Below are 24,055 nucleotides of genomic sequence, written 5' to 3' on the forward strand. Positions count from 1 at the left end.
AGAGGAGTTTTGCTGGGGGATAAGTAAAGTCAGCCCAGCAAGTTTGACTGGGCTGAAGTGCTTGATTATTTTGCGATCAAAATACGTAGCATTCTGCGCAATGGCTCTGCCGCGCCCCAGAGTAACTGATCACCGACAGTAAAAGCCGAGATATACTCTGGCCCCATACTGAGTTTGCGAATGCGGCCTACGGGAACACTGAGGGTGCCAGTGACCTTGGTTGGGGTGAGTTCTTCAACTGAAAGCTCTCGCTGGTTGGGGATCACTTTTACCCAATCGTTATGCTCGGCAAGAATTTGTTCGATCTCTGCCACAGGGAGGTCTTTTTTCAGTTTGATGGTCAGCGCTTGACTATGACAACGCATTGCGCCAATTCGCACACAGATCCCGTCGATGGGAGTCGCTTGCTCGCTGGTGCCTAAAATTTTGCTGGCTTCGACTTGTGCTTTCCATTCTTCTTTACTTTGGCCACTTGGTAGTGGGACGTCAATCCATGGGATTAAGCTACCCGCTAGTGGTACCCCAAATTGATCACTCGGGAAATCGTCGGCACGCATTTTCTCGGCAACTTTACGGTCGATGTCGAGGATCGCAGAGGCTGGGTCTGCTAGCTCTTCGGCAACATCATCACGAATAGCGCCCATTTGGCTGATTAATTCCCGCATGTTACGCGCACCAGCACCCGAAGCGGCTTGGTAAGTCATAGGGCTTACCCATTCGATCAGCTCTTTTTCAAATAAACCACCAATCGCCATGAGTAACAGTGACACTGTGCAGTTGCCACACACGTAGGTTTTGATCCCTTTGTTGAGCGCTTGGTCAATCACATCGCGGTTAACTGGATCGAGTACAATGATGGCATCGTCTTCCATACGTAAGGCTGAAGCGGCATCAATCCAATAGCCATCCCAACCACTGGCGCGTAATTTGGGATACACAGCTTTGGTGTAATCTCCGCCTTGGCAGGTAATGATGGTATCCATGGTTTTTAGGCTGTCGATGTCAAAGGCATCGAGTAAGCTGGTCTTACCTGTACCGACATCCGGGCCGGCAATGCCAACTTGCGAAGTACTAAAAAAAACAGGGTCAATGTGGGCAAAATCGTTTTCTTCTCGCATACGTTGCATTAACACGGAACCCACCATACCGCGCCAACCAACCAAACCTACTCTCATGGCTTGCTTACATCCTTTATTTTATAATATTGAGTGTTTGCTATTTCGCCAAGACGCCGTCTTCACGAACTTTTGAGATTACCATTGGCAAGCGCTGAACGCTAGGCCCGGTTGCGCTTTTGTGATTATTTTTACAGCAGTTTGTTTATATCGCGAAGGCTAGGTATGGGAAGCATGCCAATTCAAGCGAAGGGGTCGCACTCTCTGCGGTGGCCCGATACGCTTGATAATTCAGTTTTTACTTCTTGCTTCCCATTTTGAAAGAAAAACAGAGAAGGGTTTGCGTCACTTATTTAGACCTTTTTCGTGACTAAAACTATTTGATCCAAACCAAACTTAAGCGTCAAAGTTCTACCAAGCCTCGCATCTCCAATAGATACCGGCAGTTTTAAGCTCGTTGATAACGAGCTCTGCGCTTAAGCAGAACCGCTGTAGGGAAAATTAACGACTTTAGATGATTGGCGAGGATCTTCACCGATGGTAATGGTTCGGGTGCGGCGTTTACCTTGGCTATAGCGATCGTAGCTGGCATCGCTGATCCCCATTTCTTGGCAAAACTCCACGAAGGTGGCAAAGTCTTTGGCTGTAAAGGCGCTATCGTTTCGAGTCAGTTGATTGTCAAAATACGCTTGAGTGCCGTTGAAGTTGATATTGGCACAGGCATCATAGGGCTGACCATATTCGCTAACTCTGATCGCTCGGACCATCTTAATTTCAAAAATCCAATCGCCAATGCGTAGGCAGCGCTGTTCAAACTGTTGCATAGTGGTCCCTATTATTTATTTTAAGCTAGACGAGCGGTTTAGAGGGGCTCGTGGTATAGGTCCTACAAAAGCATAAATTGAGCCAAATAATTTAATTATTACAAATCAATGGTTTAACTAATTACTGCTGGACATGCTGTCGTGCTAAGGCGACAGGTGGTTTGGTGCTGTGTTAGCCAAGGGCTAATTTATTCTAGCGATTCAGATAAATCACATCGACATCAAATACTTACCAATAGATTGTGGCGCTTTTCTCATTGTCGCTATCTGGCGACAGTATAATTTTTAACTATCTCTGGCATTATAGGCGCAATTTATCGGATATTTATTGCTAGGATTGGCCCATTGATTAATTTTCGTGCGCTTGCTTCAATTCGTCGTCTGAGTTTTTGGGCTTTGGCTACTCTGGGGTTGCCGCTGTTATTGAGTTTGTTGTTAGCTTCTTACTATTTACAACAGGTCTCTATGCAGGGCCAACAAACTGCCTTTTTGGCCGCTGAGGTGGTTTCCAGTAGTAAACGTTTAGACGAGAACTTACTCGATTTAGAGCGTAGTGCCCGTCAATTTAGGGTATTAGCTGACGAGAATCTACTGAGTTTATACCAGGATCAATGGCAAAAGTTGTCGGGTGGATTGGTGGCCTTTCAGCAACAACATCATGACCCCGCGCTATTGAGTATTGTCGCGCAATTACAGCAGCAGTTAGTGAGTCTCGGTAAGTTAATGGCGCAACCGAAATCCAATGATAATAAGCAGTTAAATCGACAGTTTAATCGCTTGTCTGAATTAGGAAAGAGTTTCGATCAACGTAGTCAAATCTTGGTGAAGGAGCTCGCTCAACAACTGGAGCAAAGTACCCAATCGGCGCAACGGCGCTTGATGTTAAGTATGCTGGGGCTGCCCTTCGCTTTAGCTGCGGCGGTATTACTGGTGCTGGTTGTTACTCGACCGCTGCAACAACTGCGGCCGCAAATCGCGCGTCTTAAATCGGGTGAATTTGACCAAGCTATTAAAGTGAGTGGTGCCAGTGAAGTGATGGCTATCGCCGATGCTTTAGATGAGATGCGACTGCGTTTACTTAGCTTAGAGCAGCAAAAAACCAGTTTTATTCGGCATATTTCCCATGAGCTCAAAACGCCTTTGGCGGCGATCCGTGAGGGTAATGAATTACTCTACGATAATAGTGCTGGGCCACTGAATGCGCAGCAACAGGAAATCACCGAAATTTTACGAGACAGTAGCTTACGACTACAACAGTTAATCGAGGCTTTACTCGATTTCAATTTACTCTTGGATACGCCGCTGCAACAAGCTTCGCAAGGGGTTGATATTAGGGCGCTGGTGGAGCAGGTTCTCGCAAGTCATCGATTAAGTTTAAGTAGCCGTCAGTTAACGACTCAATTGGATATTCAGCAGCCAAATGTTGTTGCAAATAAGGAGCAACTACGGGTGATCGTTGACAATTTGTTGTCTAACGCGATTAAGTTCTCTCCCGATCATGGTCAAATAGTGTTGGGTTCTTTCGTGGGGTCTGCGGGGGTGAGCCTCTATATCGACGATCAAGGTCAAGGCATCGACGATGATTTGCAAAGCCGAATCTTTCAGCCTTTTGTGCAAGGGCCGGCAGCCAAAGATCCACGCCTTAAGGGCAGCGGTCTCGGTTTAACGATTGCCAAAGAATTGGTTGAACGACAACACGCACAGCTACGCTATCAGCGTTTAAGTCCAGGCAGCCGGTTTTTAGTCGAAGGATTACAAGGAAACCAACAGCATGAAAAGTAGTGCCAAGCTAGGTTTATTGGCTTTATTTACACTCGGTTTAACGGCTTGTCAGCTGTTACCTGAGGGGGAAAATCAGGTGGCGCTAGTTTGCGACGCCCAGTCGAGTATGAACGGTATTTTTACGCCCTCGGCCTATTATTTGCGCTTAGCGGAGATGAGCGATGATCAGATCTTCAATGAGTTAGAGATTTTATTGCAAGATCCACAGTTGGGTGATAATCCGGTAAAACTCGGCCTGTTATATGCTTATAAGAGATCACCGGTGAAAAATCCGCATCGAGCTCATGCAGCCTTGAGCCAGGCTTTTGCCAGCCAAGGCAGCTTTGCTCAGCAGGGGATGCTGCTGGCGCTAAATGATCAATTGAGTGATGCGCTAAAGTGGCAGCATAAATATGAAAATTTGGGCGCTAACCAAAAACAGCAACAGCTATTATTACAACAGCAAATTGCGGCATTAAAGATGCAACTAGATGAACTCACTCGAATTGAGCAGCAATTAAATGAACGAAATTAACCCACATGGCGGCAACCTTTTAGTTGTCGATGACGACCCTAGTTTATTGCGCCTGATTAGCTTGCGTTTGCAATCGGCTGGTTATCAGGTACGAGCGGTTGCCAGTGCCAAACAAGCTCTGGCCGAATTAGAAAGTTATCCGGCGGAATTGGTGATCAGTGACGTACGCATGGATGGCATGGATGGCTTAGCCTTGTTCAATGCCATTAAACAACGCTATCCCAGTCTGCCTGTAATGTTATTGACGGCTCATGGCAATATTCCGGATGCGATTGCCGCCACTCAACAAGGTGTATTTGGCTACTTAACCAAACCTTTTGACAGTCAAGAGTTATTAGCTAAGGTGGCCGAAGCGCTGCACTTACAGCAACCCGCAGGCGAGTCGGTTCGCAGTTGTGAGCCGCCAGCTTGGCGACAAGATATCATTAGTCGTAGTCCAGTAATGGAGGTGTTGCTCAAGCAAATTCAGCAAGTGGCACCGAGTGATGTGAATATCATGATCCAAGGTGAAAGTGGTTCGGGTAAAGAATTGCTGGCTAAGGCGATTCACTATGCAAGCTCGCGCAGCCAAGGCCCTTTTGTTGCGGTGAATTGTGCAGCCATTCCCGAGGGTTTATTTGAGTCGGAACTATTTGGTCATGTGAAAGGGGCCTTTAGTGGCGCAGCTCATGCGCACAATGGTTTGTTTCAGGCGGCTCAGGGCGGCACCTTGTTTTTGGACGAAATTGCCGATACCCCCTTAAGTGTGCAGGTGAAGTTATTGCGAGCTTTGCAAGAACGCGAAGTGCGCCCGGTGGGATCGACAAAACATGTTGCGGTAGATGTGCGCATCGTTTCGGCAACTCACCAAGATCTTTATCAGGCGGTACAGCAACAGCAGTTTCGGGAAGATTTATACTACCGACTCAATGTGGTGGAATTAGACCTACCGCCTCTGGCGAAACGTCAGGAAGATATTCCCCTGTTGGTGCATCATTTCAGTCAGCAAATTGCCGACCGACAAGGTGTGGCGGTTAAAACCTATTCGCCCGATGCGATGGCCAGTTTGGTGGCGGCGCGTTGGCCGGGCAATGTTCGCCAGCTGATGAATGTGGTAGAGCAAACCAATGCCTTATCCACGGGGCCGTTGATCCCTGTGCAACTGGTGCAGCGAGCACTGCGTGAAAAAGCTGAGCTAGTTAGCTTTTCACAAGCCAGAGATGAGTTTGAGCGAAGTTATTTAGCTCGCCTATTACGTCTCACTCAAGGGAATGTGAGTCAGGCGGCAAGGTTAGCGATGCGTAATCGCACGGAATTTTATAAATTGCTGGAACGTCACCACCTACGCCCCGAATCGTTTCGCGCTTAATCAATCAAAGTGTCATTGCTTGCCGCACTTCGCGCGCTTGCTGTGATCGCTTGGGACGAGAGAACACTTTTCGCTGGTCTTTGAGTCACCAGAGATTGGAGCGCTAGCAGTGGCACTCCAAGTCTTTTTGTGTTTAAAGGTGTTTCTCGTTGAAACGATCCACGATCACCGCACAAGCGGCATCGCCAGTGATGTTCAGCGATGTTCGGAGCATGTCGAAGATTCGGTCTAAGGCAAATAATAGCGGTAGACCTTCGATGGGGATCCCTGCGGCCAATAAGACTGCGACCACTAAGAATGAAGGGCCGGGTACACCCGCTTGACCAATTGCACCAAGCGTTGCAGTAAAGATAATCGCGGCGTAAGCGGCAAAACCTAAGTCGACCTGAAAAATTTGCGCGAAGAATACTGCAACTAAACCGTAATAGATGGCGTTGCCACTCATATTAATGGTGGCGCCCAGTGGCAATACAAAGGAGGCGGTTGCTTTAGAGATGTTTAATTCTTCTTCGACAACTTCCATGGTGACCGGTAGGGTTGCCATCGAAGATGCGGTGGATAAAGCGACCGCTTGCGGCTTTGTCATTACATTCATGAACTGGCGAACCGAAGTCTTGGAGAATAGTTTGATGGTGAGAGGGTAGAATACTAAGCCGTAAATTAAAATCGCGGCGACATACACTGCAAATAACTTGGCAACCAGCGTTAACATACTGAAGCCAAGGGTGCCTACCGACTCCGCCATCAAACCAAATACACCAATAGGGGCAATGATCATCACGATGTTAATCATCCAAATGAAAGCAGAAATGATGGTGTCTAAGCTTTCCATTAAAGGGGCTGTTTTGGCCTTAGGTTGTTTCGAAATAGCAATTCCTAAGAATAGGCAGAACACCATGATTTGCAGAATATTAGCATCCATTAAAGAAGCAAAGATGTTCTGAGGGATCATGCCGATGATGGTTTCCATCACGCCGGGTACACTGCCTTTGTCGGCGTATTCATTGGAGAATAAATGGCTGGCTTGGCTCAAGTCCAGACCGCTACCCGGTTGGAAGATATGGCCCATCACCAGCGCTAGAATAACCGCGACCGCCGAAGTACCAAGGAAGAAAGCAAAGGTGGTAATGCCGATTTTACCGGCTGCAGGGCTATTTCCCAAATTCGCCGCACCCGCGATAATTGAGACGCCAATCAGTGGGATCACCAGCATTTTTATTAAGTGGATGAAGATGGCGCCAAGAGGTGCAAACATTGCCGCCTGTTCTTCCATCAGTGTGCCAACGATGGTCCCAAGAATCATTGCGATGATGACTTGTATACCAATATTTTTATACAGCGGTTGTGTTGCGTCCATCAATATTCCTATTTGAATCGATTTGGGGTTGCACCCTTGTTTTTGATGGTCGCGCATTGTACTTGAATTGATGGATTTGGTCATTCTTTATGCTGTTATTATTGCAATTTAAGATATAAAAAATTATATTTTCGGTTAAATACTCGCCACATTTAAAATTATTCTCTGCATCTATAGTTGTTTGCACTGCAATTTTTCTTTAAATTTCTTTATCAGTTGTCTGCGTCAAGTGTTCTAAACCCTTATAAGCTGCGGCTTGTCGTCTGCTTGAGTCTTGGTTCCGCAGACATCAACGTCGCCTCGCTGGGTGAACCTTTTATGATTGTTAATTGCATTGGGAAAAGACCGTTCGGAGGGGGGCGCAACAATTTGGCTTGCTTGTCGCCGATTCTTGTCTGGCAAGTGAATCATTACATCGATAACAGCATTACCACAAACCAGCGCCGGGAGAATATCATCGCGCCAGCAAAGAACTGACAACCAGTGAATAGGTGCCTCGCTGATGATTTACTTGAGTTGGTACCGAAACCTCTTGAAAGAAGTAAGTGAATTGTTGGTTTGATGCCTTTGCCGTTTAATGCAGCCGCATTATCGTATTAATTGGCGCGCGAGATGGGGCGTGTTGGGTGTTGGCCTGCTTAAGTTGGCGTAAACGAAGCATAACTATTGCCTTAAAATTAGATCATGATATTTTTTGTGCTCGAATTATTTAAGGAACCTCAGCCATGCCAAAGGCCAGTGACATTAAAAAGAACGCCGCGATTGAACATAACGGCAAAGTTTTTTTCGTGAAAGATATTGTGAAGCTTACCCCTAGTGGCCGAGCAGGCGCGAGTTTATACCGGATGCGGCTCTACGATGTCGCCACAGGCGCCAAAGCTGATGAAAGCTTTAAAGCTGACGAAATGATTAGCTTGGCCGATGTTAGTCGTCATCAAGTGATGTTCTCTTACATCGATGGCGACGAGTATGTATTTATGGATAATGAAGACTACACTCCCTATAACCTCAATAAAGAAACCATTGCTGACGAAGTGCCCTTCATTACCGAAGAGACCAGTGGTATCCAAGTGGTCACCGTGAGTGGAGAGCCTGTGGCTATTGAATTACCGGCCAGCGTTGAGATGCTGATTGTGGAAACCGATCCTTCCATTAAAGGCGCTTCCGCCAGTGCGCGTACGAAGCCTGCGATTTTAAGCACAGGTTTGTCGGTACAGGTGCCGGAGTATATCTCCAGTGGTGAGAAGATTAAGATCAGCACCACCGAGAAGAAGTTTATGAGTCGCGCCGATAAGTCGTGATTTGCAGTGATTGATGGATAGGAAAGCAGCTTTATAGCTGCTTTTTTGGTTTTGAACCGGTAGACAAATTGTGCGGCTCTCAGTGCATAGTGTGCGAATGAAGCCTATGTAGCGAATTTGGGTGAGTCCTTGCTTCAACATGAGCTGGTCGAGGCCAATCTGGTATTCATTAGGGGTTACGGCATGCCAGCGCTGCATAAATGCTTTGGTAAACATCGTTTGAGTAGGCTTTTAGCTTGGGACTGGCTAAAGTCACCGGCTGTGTGGGGGGCCACCGTTTGTCTAAGCTTGCTATTGATGGATTTAATCTTAGTTAACAGGCCGAATACTAGCGATTATTGTTATTAAACACAATATAGAAAGCCACTTTTAAAAGTGGCTTTCTATTCTCATTGCTTTAAGCGCTGATGGAGCCAGGCTTTGTTAAATCATCACTCGACCTTGGCGCATTAATTCTTCTATTTCGCTGAGGCTGCTGGGGTCGTCGATGGTAGAGGGGATGGCGTAGTCTTCACCATCGGCCAGTTGACGCAGGGTGCGACGTAGTATTTTCCCGGAACGTGTTTTGGGCAGACGCTGCACGATAATCGCCTGAGTAAAACAGGCGATAGGACCAATTTCTTGGCGGACTTTTTTAATCAGCTCTTTTGAAATCTCATGGTCTGCTTGTTGTACGCCGTCTTTAAGCACCACCAAACCGAAGGGCACTTGGCCTTTCAACTCATCGTGGCTGCCAATCACCGCGCACTCTGCCACAGCCGGATGAGCGCCCACCACTTCTTCCATTTCGCCAGTTGATAGGCGGTGGCCAGCCACGTTAATTACATCGTCGATACGACCCATGACAAACAGGTAGCCATCTTCATCGATGTAACCGCCATCACCGGATACATAGTAGCCGGGAAATTGTTTTAAATAGGCAGATTCGAAACGGGCCTGATCGCCCCAAATGGTGCTTAAGCAACCTGGGGGAAGCGGTAATTGGATGGCAATAAAACCTTGCTGATTGGCAGCGCAGGGCTCACCCATTTCATCTAAAATGCTTACCTGATAACCGGGCAATGGCTTGGTGGCGCTGCCCGCCTTGACTGGCATGCGCTCTAAACCCAAAGGATTGCCGGCTATCGCCCAACCGGTTTCGGTTTGCCACCAGTGGTCGGTAACTGGTTTATCGGTTTTGGCAAGGGTCCAGTCGAGAGTGGGTGGGTCTAAACGCTCGCCCGCCATGAAAATATCGCGTAGCTGGCTGAGGTCATAGTTTTTTACCAAGGCCCCTTCGGGATCTTCTTTTTTAATGGCCCGAAAGGCGGTGGGGGCGGCAAATAGTACTTTCACTTTATGTTCGCTTGCTACTCGCCAAAAGGCACCTGCATCGGGGGTTCGTACTGGTTTACCTTCATACAAAATGGTGGTGCAGCCTTTGATGAGCGGGGCATACACAATGTAAGAGTGGCCCACCACCCAGCCGACATCGGAAGCCGCCCAAAATACTTCGCCGGGTACCATTTGGTAAACGCTGTGCATTGAATAGTGCATCGCTACTGCGTGGCCGCCATTGTCGCGAACCACGCCTTTAGGTTTGCCCGTGGTGCCCGAGGTATACAAGATATACAGCGGGTCGGTGGCTTTTACCGGCACACAATCGGCGGCGGGTGCTTGTTGTTGCAGCTGCCGCCAGTTGAGGTACTGTTGATTAAAACCAACCGCTTGCTGTGGGCGTTGCCATACTAGAACTGGGGTTTCCATTTGTTGGCTTTGCTCCAGGGCAAGGCTCACCATCGGCAGGTAGTTAATCACCTTGCTGCCTTCGAGGCCGCAGCTGGCGGTCATGATAACCTTGGGCCGAGCATCGTTAATACGCACCGCTAATTCCTGGGCTGCAAAACCACCAAATACCACCGAGTGAATGGCTCCTAGGCGAGCGCAGGCTAACATGGCGATGGCGGCTTGGGGGATCATCGGCATGTACAAGACTACCCGGTCGCCTTTTCTCACGCCTTGCTGAGCCAACATACCAGCGGTTTGTGCTACCTGATCGCGAAGCTGAAAGTAGGAGAATTTTTGCTGACTATGACTCACCGGAGAGTCATAAATCAGCGCCGTTTGATTGCCTCGCCCTTGCTCGCAATGATAGTCGAGCGCCAGATAAGCGGTGTTCATTTCACCGTCGGCAAACCAGCGATAGTTGCCATATTCGTCCTGGCTGAGTGCCTCTTGGGGTGGCTTGTACCAGGCTAATTGTTGCGCTTGGCTTAACCAAAACTGCTCGCGGTGCTGATTGGCATAGTTGATGGTTTGTTGATAATCACCGTTTTGTTGCTCGTTGCCGATGGGGCGCATGGGTTCATGGTGTTGCATATTCATCTTTTTCCTCCTCGTCCCTAAGCTAGTTACCTCTTGGCAAGGGGCGGATGTCTGCTTGGCTCCGCTGGCAGTGCCGCGGCTGATTTAGTGTGCTTGGTGGCGCTTTAATCGTCGTCGCCGGGTACTCGGATCCAACCTTCCATTAAGATCCTGGCGCTGCGACTCATCGCAACTTTGCTGATTTGCCATTGGCCATTGAGTTCTCGTGCCTGTGCTCCAACCGTTAAACTGCCAGAAGGATGGCCAAAGCGCACTGTTTCGCGGGCCTTACCGCCAGCGTTTAAATTGACCAATGTGCCGGGAATGGCAGCCGCGGTGCCAATGGCGACCGCTGCGGTACCCATCATGGCGTGGTGTAACTTGCCCATCGACAGTGCCCGCACCAGTAAATCGATGTCGCCTTGTTTTACGGTTTTACCGCTGGCGCTCTGGTAGTCTTTGCCTGGTGAGACAAAGGCAACTTTGGGGGTGTGTTGGCGTTGCTCCGCCTCTTGTAGCGACGAAATAAGTCCCATGCGCAGCGCGCCATGGGCACGGATCGACTCAAACATGGCTAAGGCGCGCGCATCATTATTAATCGCCTCTTGTAGCTCGGTCCCTTGGTAGCCCAGTTCGTCGGCTTGAATAAAGATGGTGGGAATTCCGGCGTTAATCATGGTGCTCTTGAGGCTCCCCACACCCGGTACATCTAACTGCTCCATCAGTTTCCCTGTGGGAAATATCGAGCTATCGCTGTCGGCGGGGTCGAGAAACTCCAAGCGTATTTCGGCGGCGGGGAAGGTCACACCATCTAGCTCGAAGGCCCCCGTTTCTTGGACCTGGCCTTGGCTGATCGGGACATGGGCAAGAATAGTTTTGCCAATGTTGGCCTGCCAAATTCGGACCTCGGCGATGCCGTTGTCGGGGATGCGTTGCGGATCGACCAACCCGGCATGAATCGCAAAGGCGCCGACTGCCGCAGTCAGGTTGCCGCAGTTACCACTCCAATCCACTTTGGCGGTATCGATGGACACCTGGCCAAATAGGTAATCGACATCGTGTTCTGGATGTTGGCTGGTGGATAAGATCACCGCCTTGCTGGTACTGGAGGTTCCCCCGCCCATGCCATCGGTTTGTTTGCCGTAGGGATCGGGGCTGCCGATCACCCTTAGCAACAGGGCATCACGCGCGGCACCAGCTTGTTGCGCGGCTGGTGGCAGGTCATCGCGTTTAAAAAATACCCCTTTACTGGTGCCACCCCGCATATAGGTGGCCGGGATGCGGATCTGTGCCGGATAAGTCATGATGGCTCCTTAATGCTGAGTCGAGCTTTCGAGAAAATCGTCGGCAAAACGCTGTAATATACCGCCTGCTTGATACACCGAAACTTCCTCGGCGGTATCTAAACGGCATAACACGGGTAAATCGATGCGCTCGCCGTTACTGCGGGTAATCATCAGGGTGAGTGTTGCGCCAGCGCTGGGCTCACCTAGTACATCGAAGCTTTCGCTGCCGTCGATGCGGTAACTATGACGGTTATTGCCAGTAGTGAACTGTAGCGGTAATACGCCCATGCCGACTAAGTTAGTACGGTGAATCCGCTCGAAGCCTTCGGCTACAATCACTTCCACCCCAGCTAAGCGCACGCCTTTGGCGGCCCAGTCGCGTGACGACCCCTGACCATAGTCGGCACCGGCAATAATAATCAGCGGCTGCTTCCGTTGCATGTAAATTTCGATGGCTTCCCACATTCGCATCACGTTTCCTTCGGGCTCTAAGCGGGTCAGTGAGCCTTGCTGAACCTGACCGTTTTGTTTGACCATTTCATTAAATAGCTTGGGGTTGGCGAAGGTGGCTCGCTGAGCGGTGAGGTGATCGCCGCGATGGGTGGCATAGGAGTTAAAATCTTGCTCGGGCAGGCCCATCTTGGCCAAATAAGCACCGGCTGCACTGTCCAGCATAATCGCATTGGAAGGCGATAGGTGATCGGTGGTGATGTTGTCGCCTAATACCGCCAAAGGGCGCATTCCCTGCATCCTGCGTTTGCCCGCCAAAGCTCCTTCCCAGTAGGGAGGGCGACGAATATAGGTGCTTTGTGCACGCCACTCGTAGAGCGGCGAAGTGTGATTGCCATAATCTACCTTCATATCGAACATTGGTTGATAAATCTGGCGAAATTGCTCGGGTTTGACACTTTGAGCGATCACCGCATCAATCTCTTCATCACTGGGCCAAATGTCTTTAAGGGTGATCGGTTTACCTTGGGCATCGTGCCCTAAGGCATCTTTTTCAATATCGAAACGGATGCTGCCGCCAATGGCGTAGGCCACCACCAAGGGCGGAGAGGCTAAAAAGGCCTGCTTGGCATAGGGATGGATCCGTCCGTCGAAGTTGCGGTTGCCCGACAATACGGCGGTGGTATACAGCTCTCGTTCAATCACTTCTTTTTGAATCGCAGGATCCAAAGCGCCGCTCATGCCATTGCAGGTGGTGCAGGCAAAGCCAACAATGCCAAAGCCCAGTTGTTCGAGTTCGGGTAATAACTTGGCCTCTTCCAAATACAGTTGCACAGCTTTGGAGCCCGGAGCCAGCGAGGTTTTGACCCAAGGCTTGCGGCTTAAGCCGCGTTGGTTGGCGTTGCGGGCAAGTAGCCCTGCAGCAATCACATTGCGTGGATTACTGGTATTGGTGCAGCTGGTAATGGCGGCGATAATGCAGGCGCCATCGGGCATTAACCCCGCTTGCTGAGGTACCGGAGAGGCAATTCCGCGGCTCGCCAATTCGCGAGTGGGAACGCGGCGATGCGGGTTGGATGGCCCGGCAATGTTTCGTCCCACGCTGGAGAGGTCGAAATGCAGTACGCGTTGGTATTCGGCCTGACGGAGCGTATCGGCCCACAAGCCAGTGGTTTTGGCATAGTTTTCCACCAGTCTAATCTGTGATTCTTCCCGTCCGGTGAGTCGCAGATAGTCGATGGTTTTGTCGTCGATATAGAACATCGCGGCGGTTGCACCAAACTCTGGCGTCATGTTGGAGATGGTCGCTCGATCGCCTAAAGTCAGCTGCCTTGCACCTTCGCCGTAAAACTCCAGGTAACTTGAAACCACTTTTTGCTCGCGCAAAAATTCGGTGATGGCCAATACGATGTCGGTAGCGGTAATTCCCGGCTGGCGTAGGCCACTCAGTTCCACACCAATGATATCTGGCAGTCGCATATAGGAGGCGCGACCGAGCATCACACTTTCGGCTTCCAGCCCGCCTACGCCCACAGCTATCACCCCTAAAGCATCCACATGTGGGGTGTGGCTGTCGGTGCCAACGAGCGTATCGGGAAATGCCACACCATCTCGAGTTTGGATCACCGGTGACATTTTTTCGAGATTGATTTGATGCATGATGCCGTTGCCGGGCGGGATCACATCGACATTTTCAAAGGCGCTTTTACACCAATTGATAAAGTGAAAACGATCTTCGTTACGGCGATCTTCAATGGCGCGGTTTTTGGTAAAGGCCTGTGGATCGAAACCGGCATGTTCCACCGCCAGCGAATGGTCAACGATCAGTTGAGTTGGCACCACCGGGTTCACCTTGGCCGGATCGCCCCCTTTCGCGGCGATGGCATCACGCAGGCCGGCTAAATCAACCAAGGCGGTCTGGCCAAGAATGTCATGACAAACCACTCGCGCAGGGAACCATGGGAAGTCAAGTTCGCGCTTGTTTTCGATGATCTGTCCTAAGGCGGCCGTTAGTTGCTGCGGTGGGCAGCGGCGTACCAGATTTTCGGCCAGTACCCGCGAAGTATAGGGCAGCCTGGCATAAGCGCCGGCTGAGATGGCTTCTACCGCAGCACGGGTATCAAAGTAATCGAGTTGGCTGTTCGGCAAGGCTTTACGGTATTCACTATTCATATACTCATCCATGGATGCTCGGTCGTAACTAAGGAGAGACCGGATCCGCTACTGTGACTAAAAATAAGCTGACAGGGCTGAGTTGCTGGTGTTTGCTCAGCCCAATTTATTCGTGCGATTTAACGTTGGTCTATGGGCAAATAACTGCGTGGGCCGCTACCAGTATAGTCGGCACTCGGTCGAATAATGCGGTTATTAGCCCGTTGTTCCATAATATGCGCCGCCCAACCGCTGACCCGCGAACAAACAAAAATCGGGGTAAACAAGGCCGTTGGGATCCCCATAAAGTGATAGGCACTGGCATGGAAGAAGTCGGCGTTACAGAATAATTCTTTTTCTCGCCACATTACTTGTTCTACTCGCTCCGAGACTGCAAATAAATGCTGTTCTGGGCTGTTTTCACTGAGTTTTTTCGACCAGGCTTTGATTAGCGCATTGCGTGGATCGCTGGTGCGGTAGACGGCATGACCAAAACCCATGATTTTGTCCTTGCGCGCCAGCATCGCCATAATTTCGGTTTCGGCCTGCTCGGGGCTGGTCCAATGTTCAATCATTGCCATGGCGGCTTCGTTGGCTCCGCCATGCAAGGGGCCACGCAGCGCGCCAATCGCTCCGGCGACTGCGGAGTGAATGTCTGAGAGGGTCGAGGCAATCACCCGGCCAGTGAAGGTTGAAGCATTAAACTCATGCTCGGCATACACCACCAGTGAGCATTGCATGACCTGTTCATGTAAAGGATCGGCGGGTTTACCGTGTAACAACTCCAGAAAATGTCCAGCAATCGACTTGGCCGAGCTTTGGGTGGAAATCCGCTGACCATGTTGGCTAAAGTGATACCAATAACAAATAATGCCGGGCAAGGTGGCGAGTAAGCGGTTGGCGTGGTGTTGCTGTTGTTCGAAGCTGGCTTCGGTTTCCAGATTGCCTAACATCGACACGCCAGTACGCATCACATCCATCGGGTGGGCGTTTGCTGGGATCAGCTCTAACACCGCTTTGAGTGCATCCGGAAGTTCACGCAAGTTATGTAAGCTGTCGTGATAGGCCGCTAATTGTTCGCGATTGGGCAACTCACCATTGAACAACAAGTAGGCGACCTCTTCGAAGCTGGCTTGCTCGGCTAGTTCGCGAATGTCGTAACCGCAATAGGTGAGCCCCGAACCGCTTTGACCCACGGTACATAGTTTGGTTTCGCCGGCACTTTGACCGCGTAAGCCGGCGCCTCCGATGGCTTTCTGAACCATGATGTTCTCCTTCATTTCTTTATGTTGTAGGGCTAACGGTCAAATCTTTGTTTCACTCGCTAGTTCAGATCATTGTTGTTTCTCATCACGCGTAGCGCTGCGTGATGTGGTGCTTTGGGTTTCCTGTCTGTTACAGGCGCAGCGGTCAAATCTTGGTTTGACTCGCCAGTGCATGCCTTGTTCTATTCTGCCTGGCTAAGTGGCGAGGCTTTGGTCCGCTCACTTAGATAGTTTGGTTTCGCCAGCGCTTTGACCGCGTAAGCCGGCGCCTCCGATGGCCTTCTGAACCATGATGTTCTCCTTGATTTCTTTATGTTGTAGGGCTAACGGTCAAATCTTTGTTTCACTCGCTAGTTCTGGTCCTTGTTGTTTCTCATCACGCTTAGCGCTGCGTGATGTGGTGCTTTGGGTTTCCAGTCTGTTGCAGGCGCTGCGTTTGTATTCTTTGCCGCGCGACTTAATCTTGTTTAAACAGTTGGTCTAACTTTTGTTCGTAGGCGTGATAGCCCAGATAGTCGTATAGCTCGGCGCGGGTTTGCATGCTATCGACCACGTTACGCTGGTGGCCGTCATCCCGCAGGGCGCGATATACATCTACTGCCGCTTGGTTCATGGCCCGAAATGCCGACAGAGGGTAGAGCACCATATCGACGCCGACAGCGGCCAGTTCTTCACCGCTAAATAAGGGGGTTTGGCCAAACTCGGTAATATTGGCTAATACTGGTACTTTGACCGCTTTGGCAAATTGCTGATATTGCTCCAGGGTGAGCATCGCTTCGGGGAAAATCATATCCGCGCCAGCTTCTACATATTGGCAGGCTCGCTCAATGGCACCGCCCATCCCTTCTATTTGCAGGGCGTCGGTACGAGCCATCACCACAAACTCGGGATCTTGGCGGGCATCTACCGCGGCTTTAATTCGATCAACCATTTCCTGAGTGGAGACAATCGCCTTGTTGGGGCGGTGACCACAACGCTTTTGTGCCACTTGGTCTTCCATGTGTACCGCGGCGGCTTCGCCGCGGATCATTTCTTTAATGGTACGGGCAATATTAAATGCGCCGCCAAAACCAACATCGATGTCGACCAGCAAAGGTAAGTCACAGGCGGCAGTGATCCGGCGAACGTCTTCCAGCACATCGTTCATGGTGGTGATGCCAAGATCGGGCAATCCATAGGAAGCATTGGCGATGCCTCCTCCAGATAAATAGATGGCTTGATGGCCTTCGCGTTGCGCCATCATTGCGCAGTAGGGATTGATGGTGCCAACAATTTGTAGCGGCTGATTGCTACTGACGGCATGCCGAAAACGGGCTCCTGCTGAGAGTTTCATGAGTTCACTCCTGGTAATACGTGAGGGGATGTGGCCGTGGGCATTAAAGCCTCTGGGCTTTGGTCGGATCCAAATAAACTTTGTTGTTCAATGGCTTTACGAGCGCGTGCGATATGACGGCGCATCAGCATTTCGGCTAACTCGCCATCGCGATCGGCCAGCGCTTGCCAAATGGCCCAGTGTTCTTTGAGCGCGCGCTCGGGGCGCGAAACTTGTTTGCTGGCCTGGTAACGGTACATGCGCAACAGGTGGTAAAGTTCATCACAGAGCAAGTTGACTAAACGCTGATTGGCGCTGCCTTTAATAATGAGATAGTGAAAGTCGAAATCGCCCTGTTGTTCGAAATAAGCTTTGCCTTGGTGTTGCTGTAGATAATCTTGATGGTGTTCTAGTAATGATTTTAACTCGGCCAGTTGTTCTGTCGACAATTGGCTTGCCGCGAGGCGGCAGGCCATGCCTTCCAGCGCCTCACGTACCGAGTAAATGTCGACGAGTTGTTGCGGACTGAGTTGCACCACTCTCGCACCGACATGGGGGATCCGCTCAAGCAGCCCCATGCCTTGTAGTTTTAAGATGGCTTCGCGCAAAGGGCCACGACTAACCCCGTAGTGGCGAGCCAGTTCGGGCTCTGAAATCTTCTCGCCTTGAGCAATTTGGCCACTCACGATGGCTTCGATTAGCGTGTCGCTGAGATTCTGCGACAGCAGGTTTTGTTTATCACTCTGCTCTTTTAGGTGGCTTAGTTCGGACATCTGTTGTTACGTCTGTGTTGTTTAGATGTTGCACAGTGTAGTGTAAATAGTGAGCTACGATCAAGGGATTGTCGACAATCTTGTCTTATACTTTAGTTTTAGACGAGTTTTCACCGCTTAATAGTCTGTTTTGTTTACAATGATTGGGCTAGATGGTTTATTGTCGACAATGTTGGATTTGTTCAATGTTGATTCGGTATTTGGGCTGCATGATTTTGATGGATTTTGACTGCAGTCGTTGCCAGTTGTCATGGCTAGTAAACAGTTATCTCAGCGACTTCGTTGTTTAAATCGTGCCGAATGAAGCTTCACCCGATGGCCTCACGGGCCTGCAAAACGCCGATTGGAAAAATAAACATTGCGCACAATTCTGAGTTCACAGGTTTTATTCTCGTGATCGACTAAGCGTACCAAGCGATCATTCTGTTGGCGATGAATATCAAAAAAAACATGTGCGACGGGAGAGAGAACGATCCTTCAATGTGAATGGAAGGGATTGTTTTTGTTCACTCAAAATCAATGATAAAAAAAGTCATTTTATTGGTGTTGGTGCTTGATATTTGAGCGTTCAACGGTTATCTTACGTTTTCAATCATTTACTGCATAAGTCGAGGGGAAATATGAAACATTTATCATGTGTTACACATCATTCCGTACGACTAATGGCTAACGTTTCGCAAGCTCGTTTTTTCAATATGAATAAACGATGCGTGTTACTAAAGGCCTACGCAGTTAGCTAAGATTGAGACCCATCCCAATTTTACCCGAGCTGCGAAGTGTTGCAGTGAGGGATCATCATTAATACCCCTATATTAGCTGTATCACTTCGCCCTCTTTAATGGAGAATGCGACATGATGTCACTAAAAATTCGTTTACTTACTTTCATCGTAGAAAGCTTAATACGTTACCAGCGTCATTTGGAAACCCAACAATGGCTTAAGGCTCAGCGCCAACAACGCTGGCGAGTCGAAGGCTTGAATATACATATTGCCAAAGATATTGGTGCTGATGCTGATGGCCGATTCCGCACTAAGCTCGATCAAGTGGAACGCCCAGAGCGCCGCGAGCGAGCAAAGCGTCGAGTAAACCTCAAGGCTTGGCGTATTCGACAGAGACCGTTGAAAATTCGAACGTGAATCTGCGCTCCCGAAGGGGAGCGCAGATTGGTGGTCTTTATCTTCAATGATGAGCCAAGTTAAGCAATCGCTAAAATAAAAACCCTGCTTATTGCAGGGTTTTGTGTGATACAAAGGTGGGGATTACACTAAAAAGTGGAGCCATACGCTCAAACTCACAAAGGATAAAATGGTGGTCACCAACAAGGTACTGGCGCAAAAGCTGCGTTCACCATATTCGCCGCCAATAATTGGATAAATACTAAACATGGGAACAGCGGCAAAGATAATTACCGAGGTTTTCAAATCGCTGGATAGATCGGGAAACAATAATACCAAGCCCGATACCACCATTGGAAAAATCAGCAATTTCACCATTGCTACCAAAGACATTTGGCCAATATTACATTTGATGGATACCCCGCAAAGTGAGCCGCCAATTACCACCAGGGCCACGCAGGCCGCTCCTTGAGATAGCATGCCTAAACCATAGCTAATGAAGGCTGGCATTTTTAGGCCCAGCGAAGAGCAGAGCAGTCCCAAAAATACTGAGATAATAATTGGATTGGAGCTGATCCGTTTCACGACAGGGACAAATACACTGCCTTTATTCCCTTGGCGTTTTCCCATCATGGTTTCCAGGAAAATTAAGGCAGCTGGCATCAACACGATGTTCTCCACCATCACACTCATGGCGAAGGCTTGTGCCGGTGGGTGTTCAAACATTTGTAAGATCACCGGAAAACCAATAAAGGCACTATTGGGTAAGGCGGCACCTAAACCTCTTACCCCAGAGGCTTCCCAGGAATCTTTAAATACCAAGCGACTCAACAAAATGGTAAACACTAAGGCGAATAAGCCACCTAGGGTGTAGATTAGCATGTAATCGAGGTTAACCACTTCGGCTAAATCCATACTTAATAGTTTGGTGAAGACTAGTGCAGGTAAGGCAAAGTACACCACAAAACGGCTTAAACCGGGCAGGGTGTCTTGCGGGAGAACTTGGAAGCGGACTCCCAAATAACCTAAGAAAATTAAGAAGAAAATAGGCGCAGTAATGCTTAATACAGCTTCCATTAAAACTCGTCCTTGAAAGTCACTTAGACCTGAATCGGCTAGCAAAACACCATTGTAAAGGACTTGATTAAAAAATCATACAAATAGTGAGGTGACAGCAATCGGGATAACAGCCTAACGGTGCTGTATTCAAGGCTTTATGGTTAGAGGCTTTGCAGCGAGCCTCCTGCGAGCCGGGATGATTCAATCATCGTCGTCAGCTCGCTTGGTTGTCAAATTGAGTTGTTAGTGGTGCTCCCGCAAATTTTTCAACGCCAAAATTCTCTGAATATGGCTAAAGGTCTAATATTTGTGCGCAGATGTCTACGAATGCACTTAGTTTGGGCTGATTTTTTGCCGCTATTGAAAAATAAAGAAACAGTCCATCTATACGGTGATATTGCTGGTTGGCGGGTGGGGCACGGTCCAATGTGGGATTATTGTGAATAACCCAGAGCTCATTGATATTGTGTGCACCATGTACCAAAAAAAAAGACATTGTTAGCGCGGTTTGTCATGGTCCGGCCGGACTCATCAATGTGAAGTTAAGCAATGGCGAAAGCTTGATCAAAGGTCGTCATGTAACTGGGTTCACGCCAGAAGAAGAAAGCTCTCGGGATTACGATAAGATCGTACCTTTTGAATTGGAAACCGCTTTAAAACAGACTGGGGCTATATTTGAAAAATCACCAATGTTTGAAAATAAAGTGGTGGTAGATGGGCGTTTGATTACCGGTCAGAACCCCGCTTCGGCGAAAGCGTTGGCAGAGGCTGTGATTCAGGCGTTGTAAGTGAAGGCAAACTATAGTGTTGCGGTAGCGGGCATAACAGGGACGTAATTCAATCAAATGAGACTTAGCCAGACCTCGCTCATTTTTAAGTCGTTTGAAGCCGCTTGGGTCTATTTTATCTAATAATATTACCCAAGAGAAAGGCAGAAACATTTACTACTGCAATGGTTTTACCCATTTGTTTTGTGTATTTTGTGTTTAATAATACTCAAACGATTTCAAGTTATTGGGCTTAATAAAGATGATTTCGCAAGTCGATTAATATCTTTAGCTAGGGAAATAAGGGATCTCTTGTTGCTCGCATTTTTCGGGTCACTGTGAATTTGTCATCTTGAGCTTGTTTGAGATCTCTGCGTTATATTTTTGCGGTGAAAGGAATGATTATGTCGACGAAAGTTTTGGTGATAGGGGCAGGTGCGATTGGTGCCTATTATGGCGCGCGTTTGGCACAGGCTGGGGCAGAGGTGTCTGTGGTGGTTCGTTCCGATTATGACGGCCTGAGCCACAAGGGCGAGTATGCCATTCAAAGTCATCAAGGGGACTTTTCCTTTAAGCCGAGTCAAATTTTGAAGCATCCTAGAGATTATCAGGGGATAGCTGATTATGTGATTGTGGCGACCAAGGTGCTGCCGGGTATTGATACCCGAGAACTGCTTAAAGATGTGGTGTCGGAAAGCACCACTATCGTTTTATTGCAGAACGGCGTTGAGATCGAAGAGCCGGTGCAGCAGGCTTTTCCAAAGGCAGAGATTATCAGTGGCCTGTGTTTTATCTGTGTGCAGCGTGTTGAACCGGGTGTGATTGACCATCAAGATTATGGTCACTTGGTGATAGGCCGTTACTCGCAAGGCAGGAGCGAACGCGCAGAACGGCTTGGTCGTATGTTCAATCGTGCAGGGGTGCAATGTGAGGTCTCTGCTCATGTCCAGCAGGCAAGATGGATGAAACTGGTGTGGAATGCGCCTTACAATCCACTTTCAGTGCTTGCTGGGGGGGCCAATACCCAGCAGATTATGGCGAATCCACAAACCGCTCAACTGGTGACTGACATCATGGAAGAGGTCTACCACGTCGCAAAGGCCGTTGGTGCCGAGTTTGATTATGCAGTGCTTCAGCAAAATATAGATAGAACCCTTAAAATGTGTCCATATAAACCGTCGATGCTACTCGATTATGAGGCTGGCCGTGAAATGGAGGTGGAATCTATTTTGGGCAGTACAGTCAAAGCGGCGCGTCGAGTGAAGGTCGCAACGCCGCATATTGATTCAATTTATGCGCTATTGCAGTTGGTGAATCAGACAAAGCATTCGGCATAATCTAATCGCGATGCGTCCTGCCCTAAATCGGCATGGACGCACCCGGATCATATTTAGACGATTGTAGAAACCGTCAATTGGAATGGCTGTCTGAATGTTTAAGATATTTAAACAATAACGGCCATCTCAGGTGAAGAGTTAGTTTTTTTACGAGAGTGAGATAAAGTCAAACCTACTAGAATCAATATCAAGGTTAGCCATGTAGCAGGCTCAGGTACTGAATTAAGCTCTAGTGACACACCGCCGATATTATCACCAATATTACTATCTGGAATATAAAAACCAACATTGGTAACCGAATCTAAGTGAAAATTTGCAAACAAACCGCTTGATTTAGCGAGAGAATAGACAGCTGAGGAATAATAGCCATCACCAGGATTAATTGGCCCAAGACCCGCGATCCCTTGACTTTCGCCATACCAATAAGTTATATCATCAATAATATAACCCACTGTATTTTCCCAGCCTCTAACACAGTTTTCTCCCAAGCCATCACAAGCTCTCACCGAACCGAATCGGTTAAAAGCAGTATAAACGTCTTGAACAAAAGACAATTGATAGTCACCAGGTTCCAGTGACACGTTAAGCGCGTTACTGCCCGCTAAAGAGGCATTAGTTCTACCACTGATATTAATAATGGTTGCACTGGCACTAGAACTCATTACAGTTAATAAAAGCAAGGCACAATAAAAAGCTGATTTTTTCATAATAACAAAAGTCCATTTAATAAAAATGGTATGTTCTCACAGTTGTATTATTTAATAAACACTAAGTAACATAATTGTCAGATTGAACCTTGATAAAATATGCGCGCAACGTTAATTGAGCTTGTTTTTTACATTTATTGCTAATCTGTAACATTTAGTGATGACGTCATAGCCTAAATAATCTTGAACCTTTCGGCCCCCTCTTATGATAATTTAGACGACCAATGCATGATCGTTAGTTGGGATGGCTACTTTATTATTTATCTGGGCTTGATTTTGGTTAATCCGTAATACTAAATGATAGTGGTTAGAAATAATCACCCGCAACTTCAAATGGCTGGTGGTTAAAGGCTCTAGTTCTTCGGCTCTACTTGGATTTCTTTAAATAAGTGTACGTTGTTATAACTAAAAAATGCTGTGATTTTTCGTTTAACGATTTTTGATATTTCTTACAGTTCGAGCTTTGGCTAATATTGCTGAATAATCTATCGCTCCATTTATACCTAAATCTGAGTCTGCAATAATAATAAAATGTTGTTCGATAATAGAAGGATTAAAGTTGTTTGATATTGCTATCGCTGACATATCGTCTATGTCTGGAGTAACATTTTGTCGTTCTAGTTGATTAGTGTTCGCATTTGATACTTGTACTCTTGAGCCTTCTTGTAAGTTTAAATTACTCTGAGAGGTAACTTGGTTACTACAATCAAATTTATGAGCCTTAATTAACACTTGACCGGTAGCCTCTTTTAATTTTCCTTCTACTCTTCTTTTAGTAAATTTGTCAACTATCCATTGTTTTCGGTGGTTAAAATTAGCACCACTTGCTCGGTCTTCGCCACACAAAAACGCTCTGCGCACACAGCGGCAGATGCAGTGGTAGTAGGGCGTACTGTCTAAACAAATTTGCTGTTCGCGAGCTCGAGTCATCACCGCACCTCTAAGGCTTTGAGTGTATTTAAAGTCTAGAAGTGCTGTTTGGGATTGTCAAAAAGACTTGGGTGTCCTTTTTTTGTTTCTATCTTTTTACGGATATCTTAAGTTTGTCAAGAAATAAGAGAATATAACGCACATTAAAATCAAAGAGTAAAGGCTAAAGGCTATTAGTGAGAGTTTATTTTTATTTTTTAGGGAGTATATATTGACACTTGATTTCATCCATAACTTAGATATTAAATATGCACTAAAAGAGGTCCCTATGAAACACATTGTTATACCTTTTATCTTTTTAGGTTTATTTATATTCTT

General features: G+C 48.0%; 19 protein-coding genes. 7 read left to right on the forward strand and 12 right to left on the reverse strand.

Annotation, left to right across the window (positions count from 1 at the left end):
• Positions 1 to 65: 65 nt before the first annotated feature.
• Positions 66 to 1,175, reverse strand: coding sequence for an aspartate-semialdehyde dehydrogenase (asd, locus tag ACRRS1_RS00230; protein WP_432468638.1), 1,110 nt, complete (start codon positions 1,173 to 1,175; stop codon positions 66 to 68).
• 416 nt (positions 1,176 to 1,591) lie between these two features.
• On the reverse strand, positions 1,592 to 1,939 hold the full coding sequence (locus tag ACRRS1_RS00235) for a hypothetical protein (protein WP_432455211.1): 348 nt from the start codon (positions 1,937 to 1,939) through the stop codon (positions 1,592 to 1,594).
• 345 nt (positions 1,940 to 2,284) lie between these two features.
• Between ACRRS1_RS00235 and ACRRS1_RS00240 the strand changes: the two genes are divergently transcribed.
• The 3 genes from ACRRS1_RS00240 to ACRRS1_RS00250 are packed head-to-tail and all read left to right on the forward strand — an operon-like array spanning position 2,285 to position 5,583.
• Positions 2,285 to 3,721, forward strand: coding sequence for an ATP-binding protein (locus tag ACRRS1_RS00240; RefSeq protein WP_432468636.1), 1,437 nt, complete (start codon positions 2,285 to 2,287; stop codon positions 3,719 to 3,721).
• On the forward strand, positions 3,711 to 4,235 hold the full coding sequence (locus ACRRS1_RS00245; protein WP_432468634.1) for a hypothetical protein: 525 nt from the start codon (positions 3,711 to 3,713) through the stop codon (positions 4,233 to 4,235). The genes ACRRS1_RS00240 and ACRRS1_RS00245 overlap by 11 nt, the downstream gene beginning before the upstream one ends.
• Complete coding sequence (locus ACRRS1_RS00250) at positions 4,222 to 5,583, forward strand: sigma 54-interacting transcriptional regulator (RefSeq protein ID WP_432455208.1); 1,362 nt, start codon at positions 4,222 to 4,224, stop codon at positions 5,581 to 5,583. The genes ACRRS1_RS00245 and ACRRS1_RS00250 overlap by 14 nt, the downstream gene beginning before the upstream one ends.
• A 133-nt stretch (positions 5,584 to 5,716) precedes the next feature.
• On the opposite strand, the gene ACRRS1_RS00255 is transcribed toward ACRRS1_RS00250, so the two are convergent.
• Entirely contained in the window at positions 5,717 to 6,940 is a 1,224-nt protein-coding gene (locus ACRRS1_RS00255; protein WP_432468632.1) for a dicarboxylate/amino acid:cation symporter, read from the reverse strand.
• 725 nt (positions 6,941 to 7,665) lie between these two features.
• On the opposite strand from ACRRS1_RS00255, the gene efpL reads away from it, so the two are divergent.
• Positions 7,666 to 8,241 (forward strand): elongation factor P-like protein EfpL, encoded by a 576-nt coding sequence (efpL, locus tag ACRRS1_RS00260; protein ID WP_432455206.1) that lies wholly within the window; start codon positions 7,666 to 7,668, stop codon positions 8,239 to 8,241.
• Positions 8,242 to 8,664: 423 nt separating this feature from the next.
• Here the strand turns inward: efpL and ACRRS1_RS00265 are convergent, their stop codons facing one another.
• The 6 genes from ACRRS1_RS00265 to ACRRS1_RS00290 form a co-directional block, all read right to left on the reverse strand.
• Positions 8,665 to 10,605 (reverse strand): propionyl-CoA synthetase, encoded by a 1,941-nt coding sequence (locus ACRRS1_RS00265; protein ID WP_432455204.1) that lies wholly within the window; start codon positions 10,603 to 10,605, stop codon positions 8,665 to 8,667.
• A 104-nt stretch (positions 10,606 to 10,709) separates the two neighbouring features.
• Positions 10,710 to 11,888, reverse strand: coding sequence for a 2-methylaconitate cis-trans isomerase PrpF (gene prpF / locus ACRRS1_RS00270; RefSeq protein WP_432468630.1), 1,179 nt, complete (start codon positions 11,886 to 11,888; stop codon positions 10,710 to 10,712).
• A gap of 9 nt (positions 11,889 to 11,897) precedes the next feature.
• Entirely contained in the window at positions 11,898 to 14,492 is a 2,595-nt protein-coding gene (gene acnD, locus ACRRS1_RS00275; RefSeq protein WP_432468629.1) for a Fe/S-dependent 2-methylisocitrate dehydratase AcnD, read from the reverse strand.
• Positions 14,493 to 14,611: 119 nt separating this feature from the next.
• On the reverse strand, positions 14,612 to 15,736 hold the full coding sequence (prpC, locus tag ACRRS1_RS00280; protein ID WP_432455201.1) for a bifunctional 2-methylcitrate synthase/citrate synthase: 1,125 nt from the start codon (positions 15,734 to 15,736) through the stop codon (positions 14,612 to 14,614).
• 457 nt (positions 15,737 to 16,193) lie between these two features.
• A complete protein-coding gene (gene prpB, locus ACRRS1_RS00285) occupies positions 16,194 to 17,069 on the reverse strand; it encodes a methylisocitrate lyase (RefSeq protein ID WP_432455200.1) in 876 nt (291 codons plus the stop codon).
• The gene (locus tag ACRRS1_RS00290) at positions 17,066 to 17,821 is read right to left on the reverse strand and encodes a GntR family transcriptional regulator (RefSeq protein WP_432455199.1); all 756 of its coding nucleotides are present in this window, start codon (positions 17,819 to 17,821) and stop codon (positions 17,066 to 17,068) included. The genes prpB and ACRRS1_RS00290 overlap by 4 nt, the downstream gene beginning before the upstream one ends.
• 852 nt (positions 17,822 to 18,673) lie before the next feature.
• Here ACRRS1_RS00290 and ACRRS1_RS00295 point away from each other — a divergent pair.
• Positions 18,674 to 18,958 carry a hypothetical protein gene (locus ACRRS1_RS00295; protein ID WP_432455198.1) on the forward strand — a complete coding sequence of 95 codons (285 nt, stop codon included), beginning with the start codon at positions 18,674 to 18,676 and terminating at the stop codon, positions 18,956 to 18,958.
• Positions 18,959 to 19,081: 123 nt separating this feature from the next.
• Here the strand turns inward: ACRRS1_RS00295 and ACRRS1_RS00300 are convergent, their stop codons facing one another.
• Positions 19,082 to 20,014: an AEC family transporter gene (locus tag ACRRS1_RS00300; protein WP_432455197.1), complete on the reverse strand. Its 933-nt coding sequence runs from the start codon at positions 20,012 to 20,014 to the stop codon at positions 19,082 to 19,084.
• 518 nt (positions 20,015 to 20,532) lie between these two features.
• On the opposite strand from ACRRS1_RS00300, the gene ACRRS1_RS00305 reads away from it, so the two are divergent.
• On the forward strand, positions 20,533 to 20,784 hold the full coding sequence (locus tag ACRRS1_RS00305; RefSeq protein WP_432455196.1) for a hypothetical protein: 252 nt from the start codon (positions 20,533 to 20,535) through the stop codon (positions 20,782 to 20,784).
• A gap of 383 nt (positions 20,785 to 21,167) precedes the next feature.
• Positions 21,168 to 22,100 (forward strand): ketopantoate reductase family protein, encoded by a 933-nt coding sequence (locus tag ACRRS1_RS00310; protein ID WP_432468626.1) that lies wholly within the window; start codon positions 21,168 to 21,170, stop codon positions 22,098 to 22,100.
• Between the two features lie 107 nt (positions 22,101 to 22,207).
• Here the strand turns inward: ACRRS1_RS00310 and ACRRS1_RS00315 are convergent, their stop codons facing one another.
• Positions 22,208 to 22,807, reverse strand: coding sequence for a hypothetical protein (locus ACRRS1_RS00315; protein WP_432455194.1), 600 nt, complete (start codon positions 22,805 to 22,807; stop codon positions 22,208 to 22,210).
• A 429-nt stretch (positions 22,808 to 23,236) separates the two neighbouring features.
• Positions 23,237 to 23,737: a hypothetical protein gene (locus tag ACRRS1_RS00320; RefSeq protein WP_432468624.1), complete on the reverse strand. Its 501-nt coding sequence runs from the start codon at positions 23,735 to 23,737 to the stop codon at positions 23,237 to 23,239.
• Between the last annotated feature and the right edge of the window lie 318 nt (positions 23,738 to 24,055).

The organism is Agarivorans sp. Z349TD_8 (assembly GCF_050870825.2).
GTDB lineage: Bacteria > Pseudomonadota > Gammaproteobacteria > Enterobacterales > Celerinatantimonadaceae > Agarivorans.

Coding starts and splice junctions, on each gene's coding strand:
- prpB (WP_432455200.1), bottom strand. CDS start 17,069: ATGAAACTCTCAGCAGGAGCCCGTTTTCGGCATGCCGTCAGTAGCAAT.
- prpC (WP_432455201.1), bottom strand. CDS start 15,736: ATGGTTCAGAAAGCCATCGGAGGCGCCGGCTTACGCGGTCAAAGTGCC.
- ACRRS1_RS00295 (WP_432455198.1), top strand. CDS start 18,674: ATGATGTCACTAAAAATTCGTTTACTTACTTTCATCGTAGAAAGCTTA.
- ACRRS1_RS00235 (WP_432455211.1), bottom strand. CDS start 1,939: ATGCAACAGTTTGAACAGCGCTGCCTACGCATTGGCGATTGGATTTTT.
- ACRRS1_RS00290 (WP_432455199.1), bottom strand. CDS start 17,821: ATGTCCGAACTAAGCCACCTAAAAGAGCAGAGTGATAAACAAAACCTG.
- ACRRS1_RS00255 (WP_432468632.1), bottom strand. CDS start 6,940: ATGGACGCAACACAACCGCTGTATAAAAATATTGGTATACAAGTCATC.
- ACRRS1_RS00265 (WP_432455204.1), bottom strand. CDS start 10,605: ATGAATATGCAACACCATGAACCCATGCGCCCCATCGGCAACGAGCAA.
- prpF (WP_432468630.1), bottom strand. CDS start 11,888: ATGACTTATCCGGCACAGATCCGCATCCCGGCCACCTATATGCGGGGT.
- ACRRS1_RS00245 (WP_432468634.1), top strand. CDS start 3,711: ATGAAAAGTAGTGCCAAGCTAGGTTTATTGGCTTTATTTACACTCGGT.
- ACRRS1_RS00250 (WP_432455208.1), top strand. CDS start 4,222: ATGAACGAAATTAACCCACATGGCGGCAACCTTTTAGTTGTCGATGAC.
- efpL (WP_432455206.1), top strand. CDS start 7,666: ATGCCAAAGGCCAGTGACATTAAAAAGAACGCCGCGATTGAACATAAC.
- ACRRS1_RS00310 (WP_432468626.1), top strand. CDS start 21,168: ATGTCGACGAAAGTTTTGGTGATAGGGGCAGGTGCGATTGGTGCCTAT.
- ACRRS1_RS00315 (WP_432455194.1), bottom strand. CDS start 22,807: ATGAAAAAATCAGCTTTTTATTGTGCCTTGCTTTTATTAACTGTAATG.
- ACRRS1_RS00300 (WP_432455197.1), bottom strand. CDS start 20,014: ATGGAAGCTGTATTAAGCATTACTGCGCCTATTTTCTTCTTAATTTTC.
- ACRRS1_RS00320 (WP_432468624.1), bottom strand. CDS start 23,737: ATGACTCGAGCTCGCGAACAGCAAATTTGTTTAGACAGTACGCCCTAC.
- asd (WP_432468638.1), bottom strand. CDS start 1,175: ATGAGAGTAGGTTTGGTTGGTTGGCGCGGTATGGTGGGTTCCGTGTTA.
- acnD (WP_432468629.1), bottom strand. CDS start 14,492: ATGAATAGTGAATACCGTAAAGCCTTGCCGAACAGCCAACTCGATTAC.